Origin of the sequence: Pandoraea sp. 64-18, from assembly GCF_001899225.1 — a bacterium.
Lineage (GTDB): Bacteria > Pseudomonadota > Gammaproteobacteria > Burkholderiales > Burkholderiaceae > Pandoraea > Pandoraea cepalis.
In genome coordinates, this window is record NZ_MKVU01000013.1 from 326,589 (window position 1) to 349,472 (window position 22,884).

Consider the following 22,884-nt stretch of genomic DNA (forward strand, 5'->3'; position numbering starts at 1 on the left):
CGGGCAACGCGGTGCCCGGGTGAATTGGTCTGTCGTCGCGAACACGACGTCAATGGCCTCATTGAATCACATCTGCCTTTCGCCACGACGATTTCGCGACTACTTCACGACGATCACACCGGTCATGTGAGGATGAATCGCGCAGTAGTAGCGATACGTTCCCGGTTTGTCGAACATGAATGAGAACGTGCCGTTGGTATCGAGCGCGCCCGACGCAAACGCATGCGGATTGTCCGAACTGGTCACGGTATGCGGGTCCTCGTCGTGATTGGTCCATGTCACACGCGTGCCCGCGCGGACGGTGAGCGTCGCGGGCGAGAACGCAAAGTTGTCGATATTGACGGCATTGGCGTCCGCGGCGTTGACGACGCCCACGAGCGCCGGCAGACAGAGCGTGAGCATGCCGGCCGACGCCACGGCGACGCCACGCAGCCATACGCGACGCCGTGCACCGCAAGCGTTCAGAAGAGACGATTTCATGGAAGGGCTCCGAAAGCCGTGGGCGTCACGACGCCAACGAGGTGTCACTGAGCATTGGCGTTCCGTCGAGCGCCGTGAAGTCGACGCGACGAATGCCGAGGGCCTGCCGCAGTTGCGACGCGTCGACCTTCAACGGTCCCGGGCCGGGGCCATCACCCGGTGCGGGCTGCGGATACGCTGTCGACATGGCTGTCTGCAAACGCACATTGCCCTCCACTTTTTGCAGGACCTGGTGGATATGCCCGTTAAGCACCGTCACCGAGCCGAACGGCCGGAGCAGGGCGAGTGCGCGTTCGCCGTCGTCGGTCCCCCAGCCCCAGGCGGGATAGACCGACCACAACGGCATATGGGTGAACACGACGAGCGGCGTGCTGCGCGAGCGCCCCTTAAGATCCGCCGCGAGCCAGGCGAGTTGCGTGTCGCCCAGATAGCCCATGCCGCCCGCCTTGAGCCCGATCACGTTGACCAGCGCGACGAAGTGCACGCCTTGTCGATCGAAGCTGTACCAGCCGACACCCCGGCTGTCGGGTGCGAAGCGTGCGAAGAAGGCGCGTCCGTCGTCGGCGATCACGTCGTGCTCGCCGGGGACGTAGTGGGTTTCCAGGCCCGCGCTGCTTACGATCTGCTGCGCGGTATCGAATTCCTCGGCGCGCGACAAATGACTGACGTCGCCCGTGTGGAGCAGGAACGCGGGACGCTGCGATGCGCCGCGGATTCGATCGATGGCCAGTTGCAGCGTGGACGCCGGATCGGGATTGGCCGCCTTGTTGAAGCCGATATGGCTGTCGCTGATCTGCACGAACGACAGTGCATGACGTGCCGCCTTGTCGGCCGCCGCAGCCGGCGCCCCCAGCGACAGGCCGCGCGGCACGCCCCCGTCGAGGGTCCACAGGATACCCGCGCCCGCCCACGCAAGACATGTCATCGCCCGGCGACGCGACATGCGTCGCGACGGGTTGCCCTCGTCGAACGAACGGGCATCGGAACCGGTCTCCGGCTTGACTTCCCCTTGATGGCTCATCGCGCACCTCCCTTCGTTACGTGCGCTGCCCCGCCCGTCACCGTGACGAGTCGCAAGAGCGCCCATATCCGTAATACCGGTGCACGTACCGCTTTATTCCCGGAAAGTCGATCTCGACGCGCCCCTCAGAGCGGCGAGTACTGCCATCGAGTGGCCACCCCGGCCCCCCCATGGAGAAGCCACGACGGCACGCCATTGAGCACGCTCAGGCAAGGGTTGCCCGTGCCCGCCGGCGATTCGCTCATCTTGGCCGTGCGGCGCAGCAACGGGCGTGGATCGGCTGGCACACCTTGGCGGCGCAGTTCGAAATGCAGGTGCGGGCCCGTGACCATTCCCGTCTTGCCGACCGCCCCGATGAGGTGGCCCGCCGCCACCGTCTCACCGACACGCAGCCCGCGCGCCGTGGCGGACAAGTGGGCGTAGATCGTCTCGCTATCGTGCCGATGCGCGATCACGATGTAACGCCCGAACCCCCGGCGCTCGAAGCCGATGGACTTCACCACACCGTGCGCCACCGCGCGCACCGGCGTGCCCGACGGCGCCACGAGATCGATGCCGGTGTGCCGATGCTTCACGCGCCGCACCGGGTGGGAGCGCGTGCCGAAATCCGACGAGACGCGCGAATAGGTCACCGGCATGACGAGAGGCTTCGACGCCCGTACCGTCATGGTCGTGGCATACAGCGGCGATACCTTGCCGCAGACGGATTGCGGCAATGCCACGTTCGCGTGCGGCGACGATGCGTCGGCCGACGCGGTCGGTGCCGCCGGCGAGAAGGAAAACGACGGGGTCAGGCGCGGGTGCAGGCGTAATGCGTCGGCCATGCCGCCAGTTTCGGCCATCGCAGCCGCCGGCACCGCCATGCATAGCCAGACGCACGCCGCGCGCCAGCGGGCACGGCGGCCTTCGCCTTGCCCCCGCAGGCCTTGCGCGCCGCCGTCCAACGCGGCGCACCTGCGCTTGGAGGAAGGAGAAGAGAAAGACATCGTTCGAGAAACCTGTTCGAAAACGACGCAGTTTACGGGGCATCACGACAACAATTGACGGGAAAATGCGCAAACCATCCATCAAGTCCCAGCAAAATGCCGTCATTTGGGAATTAACCCGGCGCGAGACCCCGTTCCGTGCCTTGCCGCCGTGCGATGCCGGACCGGCATTTGTTCTCCCTAGCGTCGCGCGCGTAAGATAGCGCTTTCGCCCGAAGCCCTCCGCCCTCGGGCCGTCATTTGCCAGTCATGTCTAGCTTCTGGATCACGATTACCAATTTCGGTGGTGCCGCCGTGACGGTGCCCGCCGCCGCCGCCCTCACCCTCTGGTTGCTCTCGGCCCGTGCGTGGCGCATGGCATTCACCTGGGTCGCCCTGTTTGCGGCGGGTGCGCTTGTTGTGGCGGCTTCCAAGGTCATGTTCCTCGGCTGGGGCCTCGGGTGGCGCGAACTCGATTTCACCGGCGTGAGCGGCCATACGATGCTCGCCGCCACCGTGTACCCCGTCGTTGCATGGATGCTTGTGCGCCACCTCGCATGGCCGTGGCGCGTGCTCGGCATGGCCACCGCCACGGCGGGTAGCGTGGCGGTCGGGGCGTCGCGCGTCGCCCTGTCTGCGCACTCGATTTCGGAGACGGTGGCCGGCTGTATCGTGGGCTTCGCCATCTGTGCTGCCTTTGCCTGGCATACGCGTCGCGACGCCACCCCCAATCTCAAAACCCTGCCGATGGCGGCCAGCCTGTTCGCGCTTGTGATGTGGCTGCACGGCGAGCGCGTGCCGACGCAGCGCTGGATCACCCACGTCGCGCTCACGCTGTCCGGACGCGAGCACCCGTTCCGTCGCATCAGTTGGCGCGCACGAAAGCCCATGCCCTCGTCGACCCTGCGGCCCTCGCGCCCCGCGCCGGCGAAACCCGCCGCCTCGCCCGATGCCCCGACGCCAGCCGCGGCACGATGAACCACCTCACGGAATGACGTCGTCGTCCCTGCGCAATTTGTCGCAGATCACGATACGTGCATAGCGTCTGCGATATATTTGTCGAAACGCCCCGTGACGTATTGACGTCGCGACACCGGGGTTGCCCAATGCATCCTCCTCGCTTCGTCGTCCGCCGCGCGCGTTCGCATGATCGTAGCGAGGTAGAACGGAGTCCGCCATGCCCGCTCGCACTGCCAAGACCTCCGAATCGCCGTCGTCCCCATCGTCCCAATCTTCCTCCGCATCGCGCTCGCGCGGCACGCCCAAAGCGGCGAATCCGCCGACGCGCCGTGCGACGCCCCCGGGCCCGGTGCCGGCCGCCGTAGCAAGCCCTGTCTCTACCACGACGGGAGGCACACCTGCGCCAGTGGAGACGCCCGAGATCGCATTTCCGTCGTTGGCCACCTCATTTACCGACAGCCTGGACCGTGCCGCGATGGCCGCGACCGCGCGGTTTACCGGCAATGTCTCGCCCGCAGCGGTCGCGCTCGCCTGGGCCGACTGGGCCATGCACGCCGCGACGGCGCCCGGGCATCAGCTCAACGTCTTCAAGGCTTTCGCCGCCATCGACAAGCCCACGGCCAGTGATCGGGCGAAGGTCGGCGGCCCCTCCATCGCCGACCGGCGCTTCCGCGACCCGCTTTGGGATCAACTCCCGTTCGCCTGGTGGCGTGAACGTTTCCTGCGAACGCAGGATTTCGTGGACACGATGACGGGCGAAATCCCGGGCGTCGATCGGCACCACCGCGACGTGGTGCGCTTCATGGCAAGGCAATGGCTCGATGTGTTCTCGCCAAGCAACGTCTGGTTCCTGAATCCGGAAGTCATCAACGCGGTACGCGACACGCACGGGCAAAACCTCGTCAGTGGCGCGCAACGCTGGTGGTCCGACCTGCGCGACATGGCGGCGGGCCATGCGCCGGGGGCGGGGCCCGAAGCGTGCAAAGCGTTCTGCGTTGGCCACGACATTGCCGCGACGCCCGGCAAGGTCGTCTATCGCAACGCGTATTTCGAGTTGCTGCACTACGCTCCGGCGCAGGCGCAGACGTGGCGCGAACCGATTCTCATCGTGCCGTCATGGCTGCTGAAGTACTACATCCTCGATCTGGAAGCGCAGCATTCACTCGTGCGTTATTTGGTCGCGCAGGGGCATAACGTCTTCATGATGTCGTGGCATAACGCCGGGCCGAAGGCTCGTGGCCGTGGACTGAACGACTACCTGAACGCCGGACTGCTGACCGCCCTGCGCGAGGTGCATCGCCTGACGGACAACGTGCCCGTTCATGCCTGCGGCTACTGCCTGGGCGGCACGCTGCTCGCCATCGCGGCAGCGACGCTTGCGCGCGGAAACCCGATCGGCGGTGAAGAGGGAAGCGAGATCAGTCGCGATCACCGAGGCGGGGACGGACGTTCGAAAGGCCGCGAGGCAGGAAACCACCTGCTCGCCAGCGTGACGCTGCTGGCCGCGCAATCCGATTTCAGCGAGCCTGGCGAATTGGGATTGTTTATCGACGCCAGCCAGGTGGCGTATCTCGAAGCGATGATGTGGCGCCAGGGATTCATCAGCGGTGAGCAACTCGCGGGGACGTTCCAATTGCTCAATTCGCGCGATCTGATCTGGTCGCGGCTCATGCACGACTACCTGCTCGGCAAACCGGCGCAAACGACCGACTTTACGGTGTGGAATGCCGACACCACACGTATACCCGCGCGGCTGCACAGTCAGTGCCTGCGCGAGCTGTATCTGAACAATGCGTTGGCGACGGGAACACTGAAGGTGGGTGGGCTACCGGTCGCGCTATCGGACATTCGCGTGCCGATGTTCGTGGTGGCGACGGAACGCGACCACATCTCCCCGTGGCGCTCCGTCTACAAGATGCATCTGCTCTACAACGGCGATCTGACGTTTGCGCTCGTCTCGGGCGGGCACAACGTGGGGGTCGTCTGTGAGCCGGGACATCCGACTAGTCACCATCGCGTCGCGACGCGCGTGGCAGGCGCGGCGTATCGCGATCCCGACGAATGGTTCGTCACCACGCCCGCCAAGCCAAGCTCCTGGTGGCCGGCATGGCAGGCGTGGCTGCTCGCCCAAGGCAGCGGCAAATCCGTCGCCACCGCCTGGCCACCTGCGCACTCGCTATGCGATGCGCCCGGCGCTTACGTGCTCGAGCGTTGAGCCGGAGCGCCGCCGCGCTTGGGCGGTACGCGCCCGTTGAGAGGCGACTGCTGAGAAACGGCCGCCTCGGTGGCCTGTGCCGCTTGCGTCGACAAGCGTCGCCACGCGTCCATCGTGCCCAATGTCGCGTCGTTGAATGCCTGGAACCACTTCTGCAACGGCGCTTCGGCGGCCTTGGCGGCGTCTCCTGGCATTGTGCCCGCCCCCATCAGATCGGGCAGCGTCATCGCACCGGCCATGCCGTGCTGCAGCTCTTCGCCCGTCTTGCGCAAATGCTCGGTCCAGAGCAGTTGATTGTTCGCGCACACCGCCAGCCACTCGCGCCAGAATTCGTTCTGTTGCGCGAGCTGACCGTTGAGCATTTGCAAGTGCGCGGTCAACAACCCATTGAAGTCCTTGGCGCCGCCGAGCGACTTGGCGGCGTCCGCATGGGCCTTGAGCAATTCGGTATCGCGCTCTGCCTGCAATTGGTGCATGTGTTGCGCAGCTTCCAGCAAAATGCCGTAGGCGCCCAGCGCACTCGCTGTGCCGAGCTTGACCATCGTCAGTGCCGGATTCGTTTCCTTTGACATCGTGACTCTCCTGAATAAGTAGTAGGCAGCGTCGCTGCAAGTCACTCCATATGCATGCCACCGTTGATGGCAAGGTTGCTGCCGGTGATGAAACCCGCGTCTTCCGAGGCAAGGAAGGCCACCAGGGCGGCCACTTCATCCGGGCGCCCCAACCGGCCGACCGGAATTTGCGGAAGGATGCGCGATTCGAGCACATCGGCCGGGACCGCCGTGACCATCTTCGTGGCGAGATATCCCGGCGAGATCGTGTTGACGGTCACCCCGGCCTTGGCGACCTCCAGCGCCAGCGACTTGGTGAACCCATGCATGCCGGCCTTCGCCGCCGCGTAGTTCGCTTGTCCAAACGCCCCACGGCTGCCATTGACCGACGAAATGTTGACGATGCGGCCCCAGCCGCGCGCGACCATGCCGCCGAAGATCGGCCGGGTCATGTTGAATACGCTATCCAGATTCGTGCGCAATACCGATTGCCAGTCTTCGGACGTCATCTTGCGCATTGTCGCGTCGCGCGTGATTCCCGCGTTATTGATCAGGATGTCCACCGGACCGGTATCGGATTCGACGGCTTTCGCGCAAGCCTCGCATGAGGCAAAATCAGCGACGTCCACACGGTACGCGGCGAACTCGCGGCCCGTGGCGCGCATGCGCTCGACCCACCCTTCGCAATCGTGATTCTGTGGCGAACAGGTGACTGCAACCCGATACCCGGCATCGGCCAGGCGCAGGCTGATGGCCTCACCCAAACCGCCCATACCGCCTGTGACCAAAGCGATGCGTGTTGTCATGGCTATCCGTCTCCAGTGAATGATCGCGAAACGTCAGATACCTCCAGCATAGCCGCGAACCCCCAGCTTTCCGCCGTGCGCGATCCCCCCGCATGCCCTTCGCTTGACTTCGGTCAAAGTCTCAAGCCCACGTGGCGTCATGCGCGCGAAGACTCACTCATGTCCGCAGTGGTTGCGTCGGGTACTCGCTAGGCATCGTACTCCAAATTAATTCGGCGGTTGGCCTTCCCAGGCTTGCCGACAACAATCCAATGACACGCCCCCCGTCGATAGTCACAGGGCGGTGAAAAGTCGTGCGCAGCGCCGTTGCACCACGCGGTCAATCCATATATCATCGCCCGTAGATTTAATCTTGATGTCTCCCTTTGTCAGTTACGAGCGCACGATGCCCCTTCTGCCCGACATCGCACCACGCCGCCTTGCCCTGGCCGTCGCCATCACGGCCATTGCCGCCCTATTGAGCGCGTGTTCGCGCAAAGCCCCGCCGGAGGTGCCCCCGCGCCCGGTCGTGGCGGTGGCGGCCAAGGTCGCCGAGCACGCGCCCGTTGTGTCGCTACCGGCGCAAATTGAGGCGCGCTACGTCACGCCGCTCTCGTTCCGTGTTGCAGGCCAGATCATCGAGCGCAGCGTGCGACTCGGCGACGCCGTCAAGGCGGGCCAGATCGTCGCCCGGCTGGATCCGGCCGATCTCTCGAAGCAGGCCGCCAGTGCGCGCGCTCAGCTCGACGCCGCGCAGCACCAACTTGATTACGCGACACAAACCGTCACCCGCGACCGTGCGCAAGCCCGCGAAAACCTCATCGCCCCGGCGCAGCTGGAACAATCGGAGAATGCCTACGCGAGCGCGCTCGCCCAGCGCAATCAGGCGACGCAGCAGGCCGCACTGGCCGGCGATCAGTTGAACTACGGCAGCCTCAAGGCGGATCGCGACGGCGTGATCACCGCCGAGCAAGCCGATACGGGACAGAACGTCAGCGCGGGTCAGCCGGTTTACCAGCTGGCATGGACGGGCGACGTCGATGTGATTACCGACGTGCCCGAAGTCGTGCTCGGCGCCCTGCGCGTCGGGCAGATGACGACCGTCTCGCTGCCCGCCGTGCCGGGCAAGACGTGGCAAGCGCGGGTGCGTGAAATCGCGCCGGCGGCCGATCCCACGAGCCGCACTTACCGAGCCAAGCTCTCGCTGCTCTCACCCAGTCCCGACGTCAAACTCGGCATGACGGCCAACGTCGCGTTCGCACAACCCTTCGCGCCGCCGGTCGCCCCACCTGTGGCACCGTCGACGACATCGGCCACGCCCGCCGCAATGGTGTCCGGCGGGCGCGCCGCCCCCCCGCTCGCCGACGGCCCGCCCATCACGCTGCCGTCGACCGCGCTCTTTCACGAGGGCGATCAACCCGCGGTGTGGGTCGTCAAATCCGACGACACGCTGGTGCTGCGGCGCGTGAAGATTGCTCGCTACGGCGAGCGCACCGTCACCGTCGCGGGCGGCATTCAACCCGGTGAGCGCGTCGTCTGGCAAGGCGCGCACACCGTCACCGCCGGCGAGAAGGTTCGCGTGATTGCGCCGCTGCACCCCGAGGACTTCGCGTCATGAGCCCGCAGGACGGCAAGCCGCCTGTGCCCGCGGCATCCCCCGCCGCGCCGCCCGCCGCACCCAAGGACTATCGTCACGAGGAGGGCCGGTTCAATCTCTCCGCATGGGCCCTGCGGCATCGCGCGCTCGTGATCTTCCTGATCGCGATGGCCACGATCTTCGGCATTCTGGCCTACTCGCGCCTCGCGCAATCAGAAGATCCGCCCTTCACGTTCCGCGTGATGGTCATCCGCACGTACTGGCCGGGCGCGACCGCCAAACAGGTGCAGGAGCAGGTCACCGACCGGATCGCGCGCAAGCTCCAGGAGATGCCGGCGATCGACTTCCAACGCAGCTATTCACGCCCTGGCGAGTCGCTGCTGTTTTTTTCGATGAAGGATTCGGCGCCCGCGAGCGACGTGCCGGAAGAGTGGTACCAGGTGCGCAAGAAGGTCGGCGACATCGCGTACACCTTGCCGCAGGGCGTGCAAGGACCGTTCTTCAACGATGAATTCGGCGACGTCTACACGCACATCTTCACGCTCCAGGGCGACGGCTTCGGTCCCGCCCAGTTGCGCGATTACGCCGACTCGCTACGCACCGTGCTGCTGCGCGTGCCTGGCGTGGCGAAGGTCGACTACTTCGGCGACCAGGAGCAGCGCATCTATGTCGAGATCAACAACACGCAACTGACGCGACTCGGCATTTCCCCGAACCAGATTGCGCAGGCCGTGGGCGCGCAGAACGCGGTCTCGCCCGCGGGCACGATCGACACGCCCAACGACCGGCTGGTCGTGCGCCCGAGCGGCCAGTTCCGCAGCGTGGCTGACCTTGCCGACACGCTCATCCGCGTGAACAACCGATCTTTCCGGCTGGGCGACATCGCCACGATCAAGCGCGGCTATGTCGACCCGCCCGTCTCGGAGATGCGCTTCGGTGGCAAGCCCGTGCTCGGCATCGGCATCACCATGCAAAAGGGGCAGGACGTCGTTCACCTTGGCAAGGCGCTGGCCGGCAAGATGGGCGAGCTGCGTGCTCAATTGCCCGCAGGCCTCACGCTCACTGAAGTCGCGAGCATGTCGAAGTCCGTGTCACAGTCCGTCGACGACTTCCTCGAAGCGGTGGCCGAAGCCGTCGCCATCGTGCTCATCGTGAGCCTCGTCTCGCTTGGCTTGCGCACCGGCATGGTGGTGGCCATTTCGATTCCGGTTGTCCTCGCCGTGACGTCGCTGTTCATGTACCTCTTCGACATCGGGCTGCACAAGGTGTCACTCGGCACGTTGATCCTGGCGCTCGGGCTGTTGGTGGACGACGCCATCATCGCTGTCGAAATGATGGCCGTGAAGCTCTCCCAAGGCTGGAATCGCAAGCGTGCGGCCGCCTTCGCCTACACGAGCACGGCGTTCCCCATGCTGACCGGCACGCTCGTGACCGTGTCCGGCTTTCTGCCCATTGCCCTGGCGAAGTCGAGCACGGGTGAATACACACGCTCGATCTTCGAGGTCTCGGCCATTGCGCTGCTCGCCTCGTGGCTGGCCGCGGTCGTGCTCATTCCGCTGCTCGGCTACAAGCTGTTGCCCGAGCGAGCCCGCGAGGCCCATCACGGCGACGATCATGAGCACGAGGTCTACGACACCCGCTTCTACAATCGCCTGCGCGGCTGGCTGACATGGTGCATCGAGCGCCGCTTGATCGTGCTTGCCATCACCGTCGTGCTGTTCCTGATTTCGATGGCCGGCTTCTCGCTCGTACCCCAGCAGTTTTTCCCGAGTTCCGATCGGCCCGAACTGATGGTCGATCTCCGTCTGCCGGAAGGGGCGTCGTATGAAGCGACACTGCGCGAAACGCAACGTCTCGAAAAATTGCTCAAGGGTCGGAAAGAGATCGATCACACGGTGAGCTTTGTCGGCACCGGCGCGCCCCGCTTCTATCTGCCGCTCGATCAGCAACTGCCCACGCCGAACTTCGCGCAACTGGTGGTTACCGCCAAGTCCGTGGACGATCGCGAGGCGCTCGCCCAATGGCTCGAGCCGACGCTGCGCGAGGCCATGCCCGGTGTGCGCACCCGGTTGTCGCGACTGGAAAACGGACCGCCCGTCGGCTTTCCCGTGCAGTTTCGCGTGAGCGGCGACGACATTGGCACGGTGCGCAAGATCGCCGAGCAGGTGGCGGCCGTCATGCGCAAGAACGGTGACACCGCCGACGTCCAGTTCGACTGGGACGAGCCCTCACAACGCTCGGTGCACTTTGAAGTCGACCAGCAGAAAGCACGCGCACTGGGCGTGAGTTCGACGGATATCTCGAACTTCATCGCCATGACGCTCACGGGCTACGACGTCAGCCAATACCGCGAACGCGACAAGCTGATCTCGATCACACTGCGCGCGCCCAAGGCCGAGCGGGTGGATCCGGCGAAGCTCGCCACGCTCGCCATGCCCACGCCGAACGGCCCGGTGCCGTTGGCCACGCTGGGGCATGTGGTGAACGACCTGGAATATGGCGTGATCTGGGAGCGCGACCGGCAGCCGACGCTCACCGTGCGCTCGGATGTACGCGCGGGCAAGCAGGGGATCGACGTGACCGACGCCGTCGACCGATCGCTCGGCGATATCCGCAAGGCCCTCCCGGTGGGTTATCGCATCGAGATCGGCGGATCGGTCGAGGAGTCCGCCAAGGGACAGTCCTCAATCATGGCGCAGATGCCGATCATGATCATCGCGGTGCTCACACTCCTGATGATCCAGCTCCAGAGCTTCGCGCGGACCTTGCTCGTGGTGCTCACGGCCCCGCTCGGCATGATCGGCGTGGTCGCCACGTTGCTGCTGTTCGGCAAGCCGTTCGGTTTCGTGGCAATGCTCGGCGTGATCGCGATGTTCGGCATCATCATGCGAAACTCGGTGATCCTGGTCGACCAGATCGAACAGGACATCGCCGCGGGACACCCGCGCTTCGACGCCATCGTGAGCGCCACGGTGCGGCGCTTCCGGCCAATCACGCTCACGGCCGCCGCCGCCGTGCTCGCGCTGATCCCTTTGCTGCGCAGCAACTTCTTCGGCCCGATGGCCACGGCGTTGATGGGCGGCATCACCAGCGCCACGATCCTGACCGTGTTTTTCCTGCCGGCGCTGTACGCCACGGCATTCCGCGTGCGTCACGACGAACGTGCTTCGCCCGCCGCCCCCGCACACGCGGCTAACCCGCAAGGAGACCGCTCATGATGCCGCGCCTCGTCCGGCGCTGGTGCGCCCCGCTCGTTCCGATTCTCCCACTGTGGCTGAGCGCCTGCGCGTTCACCCCGGGCGACACGCCGCCGGTCATGCCCTCGCCCGCACACTATGGCGCCAGCGCGCTGCCCGCGCATACCGACGTGGCGCAGGGCACGGCACAGCAGTTCGACGTGGGCGCGGCCCCCGTGAGCGCGTGGTGGCATGCCTATCGCTCGGACACCCTCAATGCCCTCGTCGACGAAGGGCTGCGCAACAGCCCCTCCCTGTCCTCGGCGGAGCATGCCTTGCAGGCCGCGCGCGAGCAGTTGAAGGCGCAGATCGGCGCGTCGCTCTTCCCGTCGATCGACCTTGGCGGCGAAGCGGCACGCGAGCGCAATCTCGGCATCCCGAATCTCGGACCGCCAACGGCGCTCTACAACATGTTCGTGGGACAGGTACAGGCGCGCTACACGTTCGACTTATTCGGCGCCGCTCGCTTCGCCGACGCGTCGCTGGCGGCCCAGGTCGATCAGCAGGCGTTCCAGCTCGAATCGGCGCGGCAGGCGCTCGCGGCGAATATCGTCTCCGGCGCCATCGGGGCGTCGGTGCTCGGTGCACAGGTCAAGGCGACCGAGCGGCTCGTCGAACTGGCGCAGGCCGACGCTACAGAAATGGCCCGGCGAGAAGTGCTCGGCGCCGTCTCCCGCGCCGACGCGCTGGCATCCGCGCAAAACGCCGAGACGCTCGCAGCGTCGCTGCCCGGGCTGCGCGCGCAGTGGCAGTCCACGCGCCACGCGTTGGCCGTGTTGCTGGGCCGCACGCCCGATCGCGCCCCCGACGATGTGCCGCTGGGCGCGCTGAAGGTCCCCGAACGGGTGCCGGTCGTCGTGCCGTCGACGTTGCTGCAATCGCGGCCCGACATCCAGGCGGCCGAGATGGCCCTCAAGGCGGCCTCGGCCGAGGTCGGCGTGGCCACGGCGCAGATGTTCCCGAGTCTGACGCTCAGCGCGTCGATGGGCAAAGGCGGTTTCCATTGGCCGATGGTGCTTTCCGGCGCCGGGGCGCTCTGGAGCGTCGCCGCGTCGATCTCGCAGCCGATCTTCCACGGTGGCGCATTGCTCGCGCAGCGTCGCGCAGCGAGCGCCACTTATGCGGCCGCGCTCGACCGATACAAGCAGACGGTGCTCGCCGCGTTCAAGAACGTAGCCGATACATTGGCGTCGCTCGAAGCGGACAACACATCGCTGCGGCACGCGGACCTTGCCAGCGCGGCGGCCGAGCAGATCTATCGCGACACGACCGCCCGCGTGCGCCTGGGCGCCCTGCCGGCGTCGGCGGCTCGCGGGCGCGAACAGCAGTACTGGAACGCCTATCTCACGACAGTGCGTGCAACCGGCGCACGTTTGTCGGATACTGCGCTCCTCTTTTACGCAATGGGGGTGCCGCCGGCGCCAGTGGCCGATACGGCCCAGGCCGCTGAGCCCACACGCCCCGCGCACGACGTTGTCCGACAATGACTGCCATATCGACCCCGCGGGGCCGTCGCCCCAAACACCTGCCCGAAGGCCGTGCGGCGTTGCTTGCCGCCGCCATCGACGCCTTTTCGCAACTGGGCTATGACGGTGCCAACCTGCGTGGCATCGCGCGGGCGGCGAAGGTCGACGCCAGCCTGGTGCGCGTGCACTTCGGCTCGAAGGAGCAACTGTGGCGCGCATGCGTGGACACGCTCGAAGGCGCGCTCGCGGGTCCGAGCGAGCGGCTGCGCGCGTTGTCGCTCGACACTGCGCGTCCGGTGACCGATCGTCTCAAGGAAGCCATTGCGATCATCGCCGCCCACGCCATCCACCATCCGGAGCACAAGCAGTTCATCACGCAGCACGCATCGGAGACCGGCGAGCGCGGTGCCATCCTGCACCGCCATCTGGTGATGCCCGTCTACGACTGCATGGAGCCCCTCATCGTGCAGGGCATGCAGGCGGGTGTCGTGCGTGCCGAACATCCGGCCATGTACTTTTGCGTGCTTGTCCACGCCCTGCACCCACCGCCCGGCTCCCCGGTGCTGATGCAATTGATTGCGCCGCAGGTCGGCGGCGACGCCTTCGGGCCGGCCCTGATCAAGCAGGTCGAATGCCTGTTCTTCGCCGAACCCAACGCCCCAAAAGACTGACCCCCGTCAGCGACAAGCGACGCGGCGGTGTCACGAACGCCCCTTGACGGTATCCGGGACGCGACAGGCGCGCCGATGCATTACACTGGCGGCCGCCTTCTTTTGCTTTCATCCTCATGTCAGACGCTAATTCCACCACCGTCATTCTCGGCGCCGGTCAAGCCGGCGGCGAAACCGCCCTCGCCCTGCGTCAACTGGGTTACACGGGGCGCATCGTGCTCGCCGGCAACGAAAGCCACCTGCCGTATCGCCGCCCGCCGCTCTCGAAAGCGTTTCTGTCCGGTCAGGCCGATGAAGCCAGCCTGCTGATCCGTCCGGCAGACGCCTGGGAGAAGGCCGAGATCGACGTGCGTCTGGGCGTGACGGCCACTGCCATCGACCGCGCGGCGCGCACCGTCACATTCGACGACGGCCAGACACTCGGCTACGACCATCTGGTGCTGGCGCTTGGCGGCCGCGTGCGCCATCTGCCCATTCCGGGCGGCGACGCCCCGAACGTCTACTACCTGCGCAACATCGCAGATGCCACGCGTCTGCGCGAGGCGCTCGCCCCGGGCAAGCGCGTCGTCGTGGTCGGCGGCGGCTACATCGGGCTGGAAGTGGCGGCAACCGCCGTCAAGGCGGGCGCCGCGGTGACCGTGCTCGAAGCGGCCCCGCGCCTGCTGGCCCGCGTGGCGGAAGCCGATCTGGCGGACTTTTTCGCGACGTTGCACCGCGAGCACGGCGTCGACGTGCAGGTGGGCGTCGGCGTGACCGCGCTTGAGCAGGATGCGGCCGGTCGGGTCGTCGCGGTCGTGGCCGGTGACAAGCGCCTGCCGGCTGATGTAGTGGTCGTTGGCATTGGTGTCGTTCCGAACGCCGAGTTGGCACAGGCCGCGGGGCTGGCGGTCGAGAACGGCATCGTCGTCGACGAATTTGCCCGTACCAGCGATCCGGCGATCCTGGCGGTGGGCGACTGCGCGCATCACGAACACCCGGCGCTGGGCCGCCGCATTCGTCTGGAATCGGTGCCGAGCGCGAGCGAAATGGCGAAGGTGGCGGCGAGCGTAGTGCATGGCGATGCGCCCAAGGCCGTCGCGACCGCGCCCTGGTTCTGGTCGGATCAGTTCAACGCGAAGCTGCAAATGGTCGGCCTGACGGACGGCCATGACGCCATGATCGAGCGCCGCTTGCCGGATGCGCAAGGGGCCGCCGTGTTCATGCGCTTCTATCTGCGCGAAGGTGCCGTCGTGGCGGCCGTGAGCATCAATCGGGCACAGGAGTTTCTGGCCGCACGCGAACTCGTCGGTCGCCGCGCCGTGGTCGACCCGGTGCGTCTGGCCGACGCGGCCACGCCCCTCAAAACGCTTCTGTCAGAACTCGGCCCAGTCGCCTGAGGCCGAACGCCTTCTTCCGATGTGCCAAACGCCGGGCGGTTCCGCCCGGCGATCAACGCGCCGCCTGACGGCGCGCGTGTCACTCCACCGGTGCGTGCGCGGGCAACAGCAACACCGGCCGACCCGCGTGACGGGCCGTGTCCTCCGCGACGCTGCCCAGCGTGAAGCGCCGGAACCCGCGCCGCCCGTGCGTGCCAAGCACGATGACATCGGCATCGGTCTCTTTGCCTGCGCAGATAATCTGATCGGCAACCCCCTCGCCGACCGGCTGAAGCTCTCGCAACTCGACGTCGCCGGGCACGCCCGCCTCATGCAGGCGTCGCGTCGCCCACTTCAGCGCCTGCTCGCCCACGGCGCGCACCGCGCCGAGCAGCGGGGCCGAGTCGAAGCCTTCGGGAAATGGCCCCGGCATATCCAGCACATGGACGACGCGCAACGACGCCGCATGCGCGCGAGCGAGCGAAAGTGCGTATTCGAAGGCGCGGTGCGACGTCTCGCTGTCGTCGAGCGCGACGAGTATCCGTTCGTAGTGTCCGCCCGCACGCAACGGCGAATGCGGGCGCGCCTCGCCCGCCACCAGCATCACCGGCACCTCCGCGCTGCGCAGAATCTGTTCGGCAACGCTGCCCAGCATGGCGCGTCGCACACCGCCCCGGCCGTGCGTGCCGACGATGATGATTTCGGCGCCCCACTCGTTGGCCTCGCGGGTGATGGCCTCCGGAACGGTCTCGCCGGTCGTGCGCAGATCGAGCAAATGCGCCTGTGGGTCGAGCCCTTCCTCGCGCAGATACAGCACCGCGCGCGCCAGATGTTCCTCGCCCTCGCGCTGCATGTCGCGACGCACCTGCTCCAGGTCGATGAGCTTGGCGAAGGCGGAGGTCACCGGCGTGACGGGGTCTTCCACCGTGTGAATGACGCGGATCACGTCGCCGTTGCGCGCAAAGGCGGCCGCCTCGCGCAGCGCACGGCGTGACGATTCGCTACCGTCGGTCGCCAGCAGAATGCGTTTTGTCATGAGCAGCCTCGCAAAGAGCATCACAGGAAGGCCTCGCACGCAGGCAGCGTGTCCGGCATCGTGCCGCCGCGCGAGTCGCTTCGACTGTCGAACCGTGACACGATGCAGCTACTATAGCGCTCGATCGTAGCCGACGACTACCTTCGCTGGCTCGGGAATCCCCCTTAAGACGCGCTTGCTTGATGCAACGCAAAAACGCCACAGGCCCGACGCATCGGGCCTGTGTACGGCGTGAGTCCAGCAGAAAGCCGGGGGCGGAACGTCGCGCTTATCGGGCGGCGTCGCCCCAGCGATAAGCATGCGACGCGTCGTCGAGCTTCGCCTTGAGGCCGGCGTCGAGCGCGTAGTCGACGGTGCCGAGTGTTTCGGTCAATTGTTCGACGCGGCTCGCGCCGATAATCGCCGACGTGACCGCCGGGTTCGCCAGCACCCAGGCGAGCGACAGACGCGTCAGCGACTCACCCGCGTCCTTCGCAATGCCTTTGAGCGACTCGATCGTCTCGAACTCACGCTCGTGCCAGTAGCGCTGCTGGTACATCGAGCCGGCCTTGCCGACCGTCGCCGTGGTGAAGCGACCTTCGCTGGGGGCGGCATCATGTCGGTATTTGCCCGTCAGCAATCCGCCGGCGAGCGGGTTGTAAGGGATGACCGCCAGACCTTCTTCACTGGCCAGCGGCAGCAGTTCGCGCTCGATCTGACGGAACAGCAGGTTGTAGCGCGGCTGCACCGACACGAAGCGCGCCACGCGCAGCACGTCGGCGCGGCCCAGGGCACGTGCGAGGCGATAGGCGAGGTAATTCGACACGCCGACGTAGCGGGCCTTGCCCGACTTCACAATGGTGTCGAGCGCCTCGAGCGTCTCGTCGATGGGCGTGTCGGTGTCGTCGGAATGCAGTTGGTACAGGTCGACGTAGTCGGTTCCCAGGCGGCGCAGCGACGCATCGATGGCATCGAGCAGATGCTTGCGCGACGCCCCCTTGTCCCACGGTGACGGTCCCATCTGGCCGCAAGCTTTGGTCGCGACGATGAACTGGCTACGGCGCCCCTTGAGCCAACGTCCGACGATCTCCTCGGTACGTCCGGACAACGAGATGTCGGCGCCGAGCGGATAGACGTCGGCAATATCGATGAAGTTGACGCCCGCGTCGGCGGTACGGTCGAGAATCGCATGGCTGGCGGCTTCCTCGGTTTGCAGACCGAACGTCATGGTGCCCAGGCACAAGCGGGAAACGCTCAGGCCGGTGCGGCCGAATTTGGTGTATTGCACAGTAACTCCCGGAAGTTTCGAATGCGTCCATGCCAGGCAACGATCGCGGGCCTCGCCGGCCACGCCCGCTGGCAAGAGCGCACAGTATGCGCGATTCCGGGAAAACGCGTGCGCGAGCCCGAACGCGCATTCGCGTGCGGATCCGGCGAGGACTCGCGCAGGGTTGGCGCGTCACTCCATCGATTTGAGGTCCACCCAGACACCGTCAGTGCCTCGAATGAGCTGCTTGCCGCCGTACTTCATGACGGTGGTCTGCTCGTTCGCCGACACGAAGGCCGTCTGCGGTAAATCAGCCGCGTATGACGCCAGATCGGGCGTTCCCGCGAACGGGTTGTTCGCGATCAGATGCGAAACCAGCGTCATCAGCGCCAGATAGCTCGTGGGTGTGGAAATCGTGATGGGCGTGCCGTGGCTGGCCCCCGGCCCGTTGCCGAAGCCCACGAGCTTCACCGCCACCGGCACATGCGTGATCTCCGGCAGCGGCACCTCGCGCATGCCCGAGACCTGCAGCTTGCTGCCGCGCAGCGCGGCGCCGTGCTCGGGCACGAACACGACCACCGCCTTGCGGCCCGACCGGGCAATGGTGTCGATGAACTGACCAAAATCGTCGAACATCGCCTTCACGCGTATCGGATAGCTCTGCGCGCTGGGCAGTCGCGAGCCTTCAAGACGGTTGCCGTCGTGCAGCGAGATCGTGTTGTAGTAGAGTGCGACGCGTTTGTCGGGCATGGCCATACGCTGCTGCCACCACGATTGCAGCACGTCGCCATCCGAGCGGACCGGGGTTTCGTCGAACGAGCGCATGGTCACACGCGTGCGCGTGTTGTCGAACGGCGTGATGCCCTGCACGCCGAAGTTCTGCTGAACCTCCTGCATGAAGTTGTCGAAATGCCCGTCGTGGTTCATCGCGAGCGACGGCGTATAGCCGAGCTGCTTCAGGTCACTCATCACGTAGCACTGCGGGCCGGCCGGATCGTACAGTGCCTTGTGCGTCGGCTGGCCGCAGCCGGCGCGCAGCACACGAATGGCTGCCGGGCCGCTGTAGCTCGCCGCGGAGTTGAAGTTCTTGAAGACAAAATCAAAGCGCGAGAGCAGCGGCAGGTTGGCGAGATTGTCGGCGTCGAGATCGTCCTGCGCGAGCGAACAGATGTGCAGGAAGATGATATCGAAGTCCGGTCCGGCCCCCGCCTGCGCGGGCATCGCGACGGCGCGCGTCAGTTCGCGAGTGTAGAAGCCATCGAGTGCCGCGTCTGGATTCGCGGCCAACGGCACCTCGCCATCACCCGACACGAATTCGTTCACGCCGGCGGTCGCGGCGCTCGCTCCCGCCGACGGCGCGGCCGGGATATCGCCCGTCGCCGCGACCACCGGCGTGACCGGGCCCAGCGCACCGAAGCGCAGCACGAGGGGCACGATCACGAGCGCGAGCATCACGAAGGTCGTCACGCGAACCCAGCGGTTCACGATCCAGTAGACGAGCGTCAGGATCGCGAGCAGAAGCCAGAATTGCGTCGGCACGAAGCGTCCGAGCAGCTCGATCAGGTACGAGAACCGGAATTGCAGCAGCGCCGGCAACTGCTCGACGAAACGGGCGAACGGCGGCAGGTTCGAATCGTAATAGAGCAGCGCCGCACCGGCCGGCAGAGCGATCACCTGTCGCCCAATGCGCGCCCAGCGCGGGCGCAGCCGGATCGCGAGCAGCACTGCGAAGAGGAAGTTCGGCAGCACGTGAAAGCCGATGGTGCCGGCCCACAGGAGCAGCAGCTTCAGGATGAAATAGAGGTTCCAGATGCCCATCGTATGCGTCCCTGAGTTCCGGTGTTGTCCGGCTTACGTCTGGCGTGCGCTGCGCAGGCGATCCTGCCAGCGCGTCACGAGTTTGCCCAGCAAGTAATTCGCCAGCACCTGATAACCGCGCAGCCCCATCGCGAGCATCTCGAAGAGCGCCTTGATCGGTTCGTCGCGCGTGCGCTCGACGTCCCAGTCGCGCCAGGCGTCGGCACGGCCGAACGTGAATTGCACGAGATGTTTGTCCTGCGCCACCGTGAGTGGCATGAACGAGAGAAACAGCGCCTGCCCGCGCACCCCGACCACGCGCACCGGAAAGCCATATTCCGTCGCGCCGCGCGAGAGCGCGACCTGCGCTTCGGTGCCCTCGCTCAGTTCGAGTGGCACGCTCAGCAGCAGCGCCAAACCGCCGCCGGAGAAGTCGCGCGTGTGGCACGCGATCGTGCGGCCGTCCGGCAAATACAGCATGGCGGGCATGCGCATCGACACCCGATGCGTGCGGCGCACCTGCCGAACCTCGGTTGCCACCGCCACCGCCGCCCCCAACACAGCCAGATTGAACGTCACCCACGCCAGGTTGAAGACCAGCGCCCCCATCTCGTGCGCCGGTGCGTAGAAGTAGCGCAACACCCCCGCCAGAAAGCCCAGCAGATTGAAGCCAAGCAGCACCAGGTAAGGCTTCGAGATATTCCAGTCGAAGAAGCTCTGCTCGATCAGACCGCCCTTGGCCGTCACGTTGAACTTGCCGTATCGCGGGTTGATGAACGCCACCGTCGTGGGCAGCGCCACGTACCACGCCAGCACGGCTTCATAGACATCCGACCAGAACGAATGGCGATACTTGCCCTGGATGCGTGAGTTGGCGATGTTCGCGTGTGCGATATGCGGTAACACATAGGCGCAGATGCTCAGGGCCGCCGCCTGCACGATATGCAATCCGAAAAACAGATAGGCGATCGGCGCGAGCAGGAAGATGATGCGCGGAATGCCATAGAAGAAATGCAGCATGCCGTTCGCGTAGCAGATCCGCTGTCCGAACTTCAATCCGCGTCCGAAGAGCGGGTTGTCGACGCGGAAGATCTGCGCCATGCCGCGTGCCCAGCGAATGCGCTGGCCCACGTGACTGGAGAGCGACTCGGTCGCAAGACCCGCCGCCTGCACCACTTTCAGGTACACGGTATTCCAGCCGCGACGGTGCATCTTGAGCGCCGTGTGGGCGTCTTCCGTCACCGTCTCGACGGCGACACCGCCGACTTCGTCGAGTGCGGTACGCCGCAATACAGCACACGAGCCGCAGAAAAACGAGGCATTCCAGAAGTCGTTGCCGTCCTGCACGATTCCGTAGAACAGTCGCCCTTCGTTGGGTACCGCCCCGCGCGTGGCGAGGTTGCGCTCGAACGGATCGTCGGAGAAAAAGTGGTGCGGGGTTTGCACGAGCGAGCAGCGCGGGTCCTTGAGGAAGGCACCCATCGTCGTCTGCAGGAACGAGCGCACGGGAATGTGATCGCAGTCGAAGATGGCGACGAACTCGCCCTGTGTCTTGCCCAGCGCATGGTTGATGTTGCCCGCCTTGGCATGCCGATTGTCGGGACGCGTCACGTAGTGCACCCCGGCGAGCGCAGCGAATTCGCGCATCTCGTCGCGGCGTCCGTCGTCGAGCAGGTAGATATTGAGCTTCTCGGGCGGCCAGTCGATCCCGCAGGCGGCATACACCGTCGGGCGCACCACGTCGAGGCCCTCGTTGTACGTGGGAATATAGATGTCGACGCTGGGCCACTCGCGCGTGTCCGGCGGCAGCGGCGTGATGCGGCGCTGCAACGGCCAGACCGTCTGGATGTAGCCAAACAACAGGATCATCCACGTGTACATCTCGGCGGCCACGAGGGTGTAGCCGACCGCCGCCTCCGGCAGGGTGTCGAACGCCAGCGATTGCGTGAGACGCCACCATACATAGCGGATCGTGGAAATCAACGACAAACCGATCAGCACGAGCACCGAATACTGACTGTCGAGCCGGCGGAATACCAGCGCCAGCGTGAGCGTGCAGATCGAGAACAGCAACTGCTCGAACGGCTCGAACGGTGTCGTGACGATCCAGAACACGCCGACCAAGCCGAGCAGCGCGACAACGGCCGATGTGACACGCCACTGCATCACGCGCGCGAGTTGCGCGTCGAAGCGGTGGGCGAGCTGCGCGGGGGTGTCGGGCGGAATGCCGAAGAGCGTCTGCACCAGCCACAGGCGCGCGCGTTCGTTGTTGTCCCGGAGCGCCAGCCAGCCGACGTACGGTGGGAATGCCGGGCGCCGATCGGCCCGGCGCCACACCAGTGCCTGCACCATCTGTCCGACGCTCGCATCGATCGGAACGTCGAGCCGATGCGTGACACGCGCGTTGATCCAAGCCAGTGCGCGCGCGGGATAATCAGTGCGTCCGGCGCGCGGCGGCGGAAACAGGAGACGCAACCACCAGTCGCGCCATTGATCCAACCGATTCACCTCAAGTCGCATCGCCAGGCGCGTCACCGCGTGGTCGCCAACCTGCGTGACCCAGCGTTGATGACTCGGCGAACGCAAGGTCGCCGCAAGCGTCCATTGCAGCAGACTCGGCGGGCGCCCGTCCGCGCGCGGTGGCACCGCGAGACGCACCACCAGAATCTCGCTGCCGAGCCGGTAAAGGGTGCGCAATGCGTCGCGGATCATGCGCGGCCCCCGGTGTCGGTCACCGCATCAATCGGCGTCGTGGCATGCAGCAACCATGCGGCCAAATGGGCGAAATCGAGCGCAGCCTGCGATCCCTGCGCCCCCATGGCCAGGGTCTGGCCGCTGGCCGCCACCGTGCCGATCGCGTCGTCACGATGAATGCGCAACGGCACACTGGCGTCGCCCGCGCGGGACTGGATCAGATGGAGGAGATCGTTGTTGAGCTCAGAATTGGCGGCAGCGAAGTTCGGCACCATCTGAGCGCGGCCCGCGCACGCCGCGATCAGGTCCAGCTGCGTGACGTAGCCGGTCGTCGTCACGGGCACCACGCCAAGGACGAGGTCGGCGGCCGCCACGGCGGCCTGGGCAATGACATCGGGCAAGCGCTGCGTGTCCATGAGGACGCGCGTGCCCTCGGGCAAACCCATCGCGTCGAGATGACGACGCAGCCCGCCTGCGTCCTGACGCAGCCATTGGCCAATGGCGCTCAGACTCGCCGCCTCGCTGCGACCGGCAGGCAGCAGCGACACGCGCGCCGGCGTCTCGCACAGCACACTACGCCAGCCGTCCGGCGCAACGCTCGGTGACAGCACGCCTGCCGCGCACGTCTCGCGCAATCCGAGCAGCGCACCGATGCTGTTTTGTGCGTCGAGTTCAAGCACGGCGACCGGATGCGATGCCTGCGCGAGTTCTGCGGCCAGATGGGCCGTCACCGTACTGCGCCCCGCGCCACCGGCGCTGGAAACAACGGCAATGAGTGTCAGCATGTGGCCCCCTTCCCCGCCCAGGCA

Annotated in this window: 17 protein-coding genes; 7 read left to right on the top strand and 10 right to left on the bottom strand. The window is 66.0% G+C overall.

Annotated elements, in window-relative coordinates:
• Nucleotides 1–99: 99 nt before the first annotated feature.
• The 3 genes from BGP02_RS12480 to BGP02_RS12490 all read right to left on the bottom strand — a co-directional run bounded on the left by BGP02_RS12480 (nt 100) and on the right by BGP02_RS12490 (nt 2,487).
• On the bottom strand, nt 100–480 hold the full coding sequence (locus tag BGP02_RS12480) for a cupredoxin domain-containing protein (RefSeq protein ID WP_017232203.1): 381 nt from the start codon (nt 478–480) through the stop codon (nt 100–102).
• Nucleotides 481–505: 25 nt separating this feature from the next.
• Nucleotides 506–1,501 carry a metallophosphoesterase family protein gene (locus tag BGP02_RS12485; protein WP_268566327.1) on the bottom strand — a complete coding sequence of 332 codons (996 nt, stop codon included), beginning with the start codon at nt 1,499–1,501 and terminating at the stop codon, nt 506–508.
• A 125-nt stretch (nt 1,502–1,626) separates the two neighbouring features.
• Nucleotides 1,627–2,487, bottom strand: a complete 861-nt coding sequence (locus tag BGP02_RS12490; RefSeq protein ID WP_268566328.1) for a M23 family metallopeptidase — start codon at nt 2,485–2,487, stop codon at nt 1,627–1,629.
• Nucleotides 2,488–2,736: 249 nt separating this feature from the next.
• Between BGP02_RS12490 and BGP02_RS12495 the strand changes: the two genes are divergently transcribed.
• Nucleotides 2,737–3,444 (top strand): phosphatase PAP2 family protein, encoded by a 708-nt coding sequence (locus BGP02_RS12495; protein ID WP_261938520.1) that lies wholly within the window; start codon nt 2,737–2,739, stop codon nt 3,442–3,444.
• Between the two features lie 199 nt (nt 3,445–3,643).
• Complete coding sequence (locus BGP02_RS12500; protein ID WP_157211346.1) at nt 3,644–5,641, top strand: PHA/PHB synthase family protein; 1,998 nt, start codon at nt 3,644–3,646, stop codon at nt 5,639–5,641.
• On the opposite strand, the gene BGP02_RS12505 is transcribed toward BGP02_RS12500, so the two are convergent.
• Nucleotides 5,623–6,213, bottom strand: coding sequence for a hypothetical protein (locus tag BGP02_RS12505; RefSeq protein ID WP_017232207.1), 591 nt, complete (start codon nt 6,211–6,213; stop codon nt 5,623–5,625). The genes BGP02_RS12500 and BGP02_RS12505 overlap by 19 nt on opposite strands.
• Nucleotides 6,214–6,254: 41 nt before the next feature.
• Nucleotides 6,255–6,998, bottom strand: coding sequence for an acetoacetyl-CoA reductase (phbB, locus tag BGP02_RS12510; protein ID WP_017232208.1), 744 nt, complete (start codon nt 6,996–6,998; stop codon nt 6,255–6,257).
• Nucleotides 6,999–7,383: 385 nt separating this feature from the next.
• Between phbB and BGP02_RS12515 the strand changes: the two genes are divergently transcribed.
• The 5 genes from BGP02_RS12515 (at nt 7,384) to BGP02_RS12535 (ending at nt 15,323) form a co-directional block, all read left to right on the top strand.
• Entirely contained in the window at nt 7,384–8,595 is a 1,212-nt protein-coding gene (locus tag BGP02_RS12515; protein WP_286798629.1) for an efflux RND transporter periplasmic adaptor subunit, read from the top strand.
• Complete coding sequence (locus tag BGP02_RS12520; RefSeq protein ID WP_286798630.1) at nt 8,592–11,792, top strand: efflux RND transporter permease subunit; 3,201 nt, start codon at nt 8,592–8,594, stop codon at nt 11,790–11,792. Before BGP02_RS12515 ends, BGP02_RS12520 begins: the two co-directional genes overlap by 4 nt.
• Entirely contained in the window at nt 11,789–13,297 is a 1,509-nt protein-coding gene (locus BGP02_RS12525) for an efflux transporter outer membrane subunit (RefSeq protein ID WP_286798631.1), read from the top strand. The genes BGP02_RS12520 and BGP02_RS12525 overlap by 4 nt, the downstream gene beginning before the upstream one ends.
• The gene (locus tag BGP02_RS12530; RefSeq protein WP_261938517.1) at nt 13,294–13,947 is read left to right on the top strand and encodes a TetR/AcrR family transcriptional regulator; all 654 of its coding nucleotides are present in this window, start codon (nt 13,294–13,296) and stop codon (nt 13,945–13,947) included. The genes BGP02_RS12525 and BGP02_RS12530 overlap by 4 nt, the downstream gene beginning before the upstream one ends.
• Before the next feature lie 116 nt (nt 13,948–14,063).
• Nucleotides 14,064–15,323, top strand: a complete 1,260-nt coding sequence (locus BGP02_RS12535) for an NAD(P)/FAD-dependent oxidoreductase (RefSeq protein WP_286798632.1) — start codon at nt 14,064–14,066, stop codon at nt 15,321–15,323.
• Nucleotides 15,324–15,402: 79 nt separating this feature from the next.
• Here the strand turns inward: BGP02_RS12535 and BGP02_RS12540 are convergent, their stop codons facing one another.
• The 5 genes from BGP02_RS12540 to BGP02_RS12560 form a co-directional block, all read right to left on the bottom strand.
• Nucleotides 15,403–16,338, bottom strand: coding sequence for a universal stress protein (locus BGP02_RS12540; protein ID WP_198288652.1), 936 nt, complete (start codon nt 16,336–16,338; stop codon nt 15,403–15,405).
• Nucleotides 16,339–16,606: 268 nt separating this feature from the next.
• A complete protein-coding gene (locus BGP02_RS12545; protein WP_017232213.1) occupies nt 16,607–17,605 on the bottom strand; it encodes an aldo/keto reductase in 999 nt (332 codons plus the stop codon).
• Nucleotides 17,606–17,776: 171 nt separating this feature from the next.
• Nucleotides 17,777–19,402 (bottom strand): cellulose biosynthesis protein BcsG, encoded by a 1,626-nt coding sequence (bcsG, locus tag BGP02_RS12550; protein WP_286798633.1) that lies wholly within the window; start codon nt 19,400–19,402, stop codon nt 17,777–17,779.
• 33 nt (nt 19,403–19,435) lie between these two features.
• On the bottom strand, nt 19,436–22,093 hold the full coding sequence (gene bcsA / locus BGP02_RS12555; protein ID WP_017232215.1) for a UDP-forming cellulose synthase catalytic subunit: 2,658 nt from the start codon (nt 22,091–22,093) through the stop codon (nt 19,436–19,438).
• Complete coding sequence (locus BGP02_RS12560; RefSeq protein ID WP_286798634.1) at nt 22,090–22,860, bottom strand: cellulose synthase operon protein YhjQ/BcsQ; 771 nt, start codon at nt 22,858–22,860, stop codon at nt 22,090–22,092. The genes bcsA and BGP02_RS12560 overlap by 4 nt, the downstream gene beginning before the upstream one ends.
• Nucleotides 22,861–22,884: the final 24 nt, after the last annotated feature.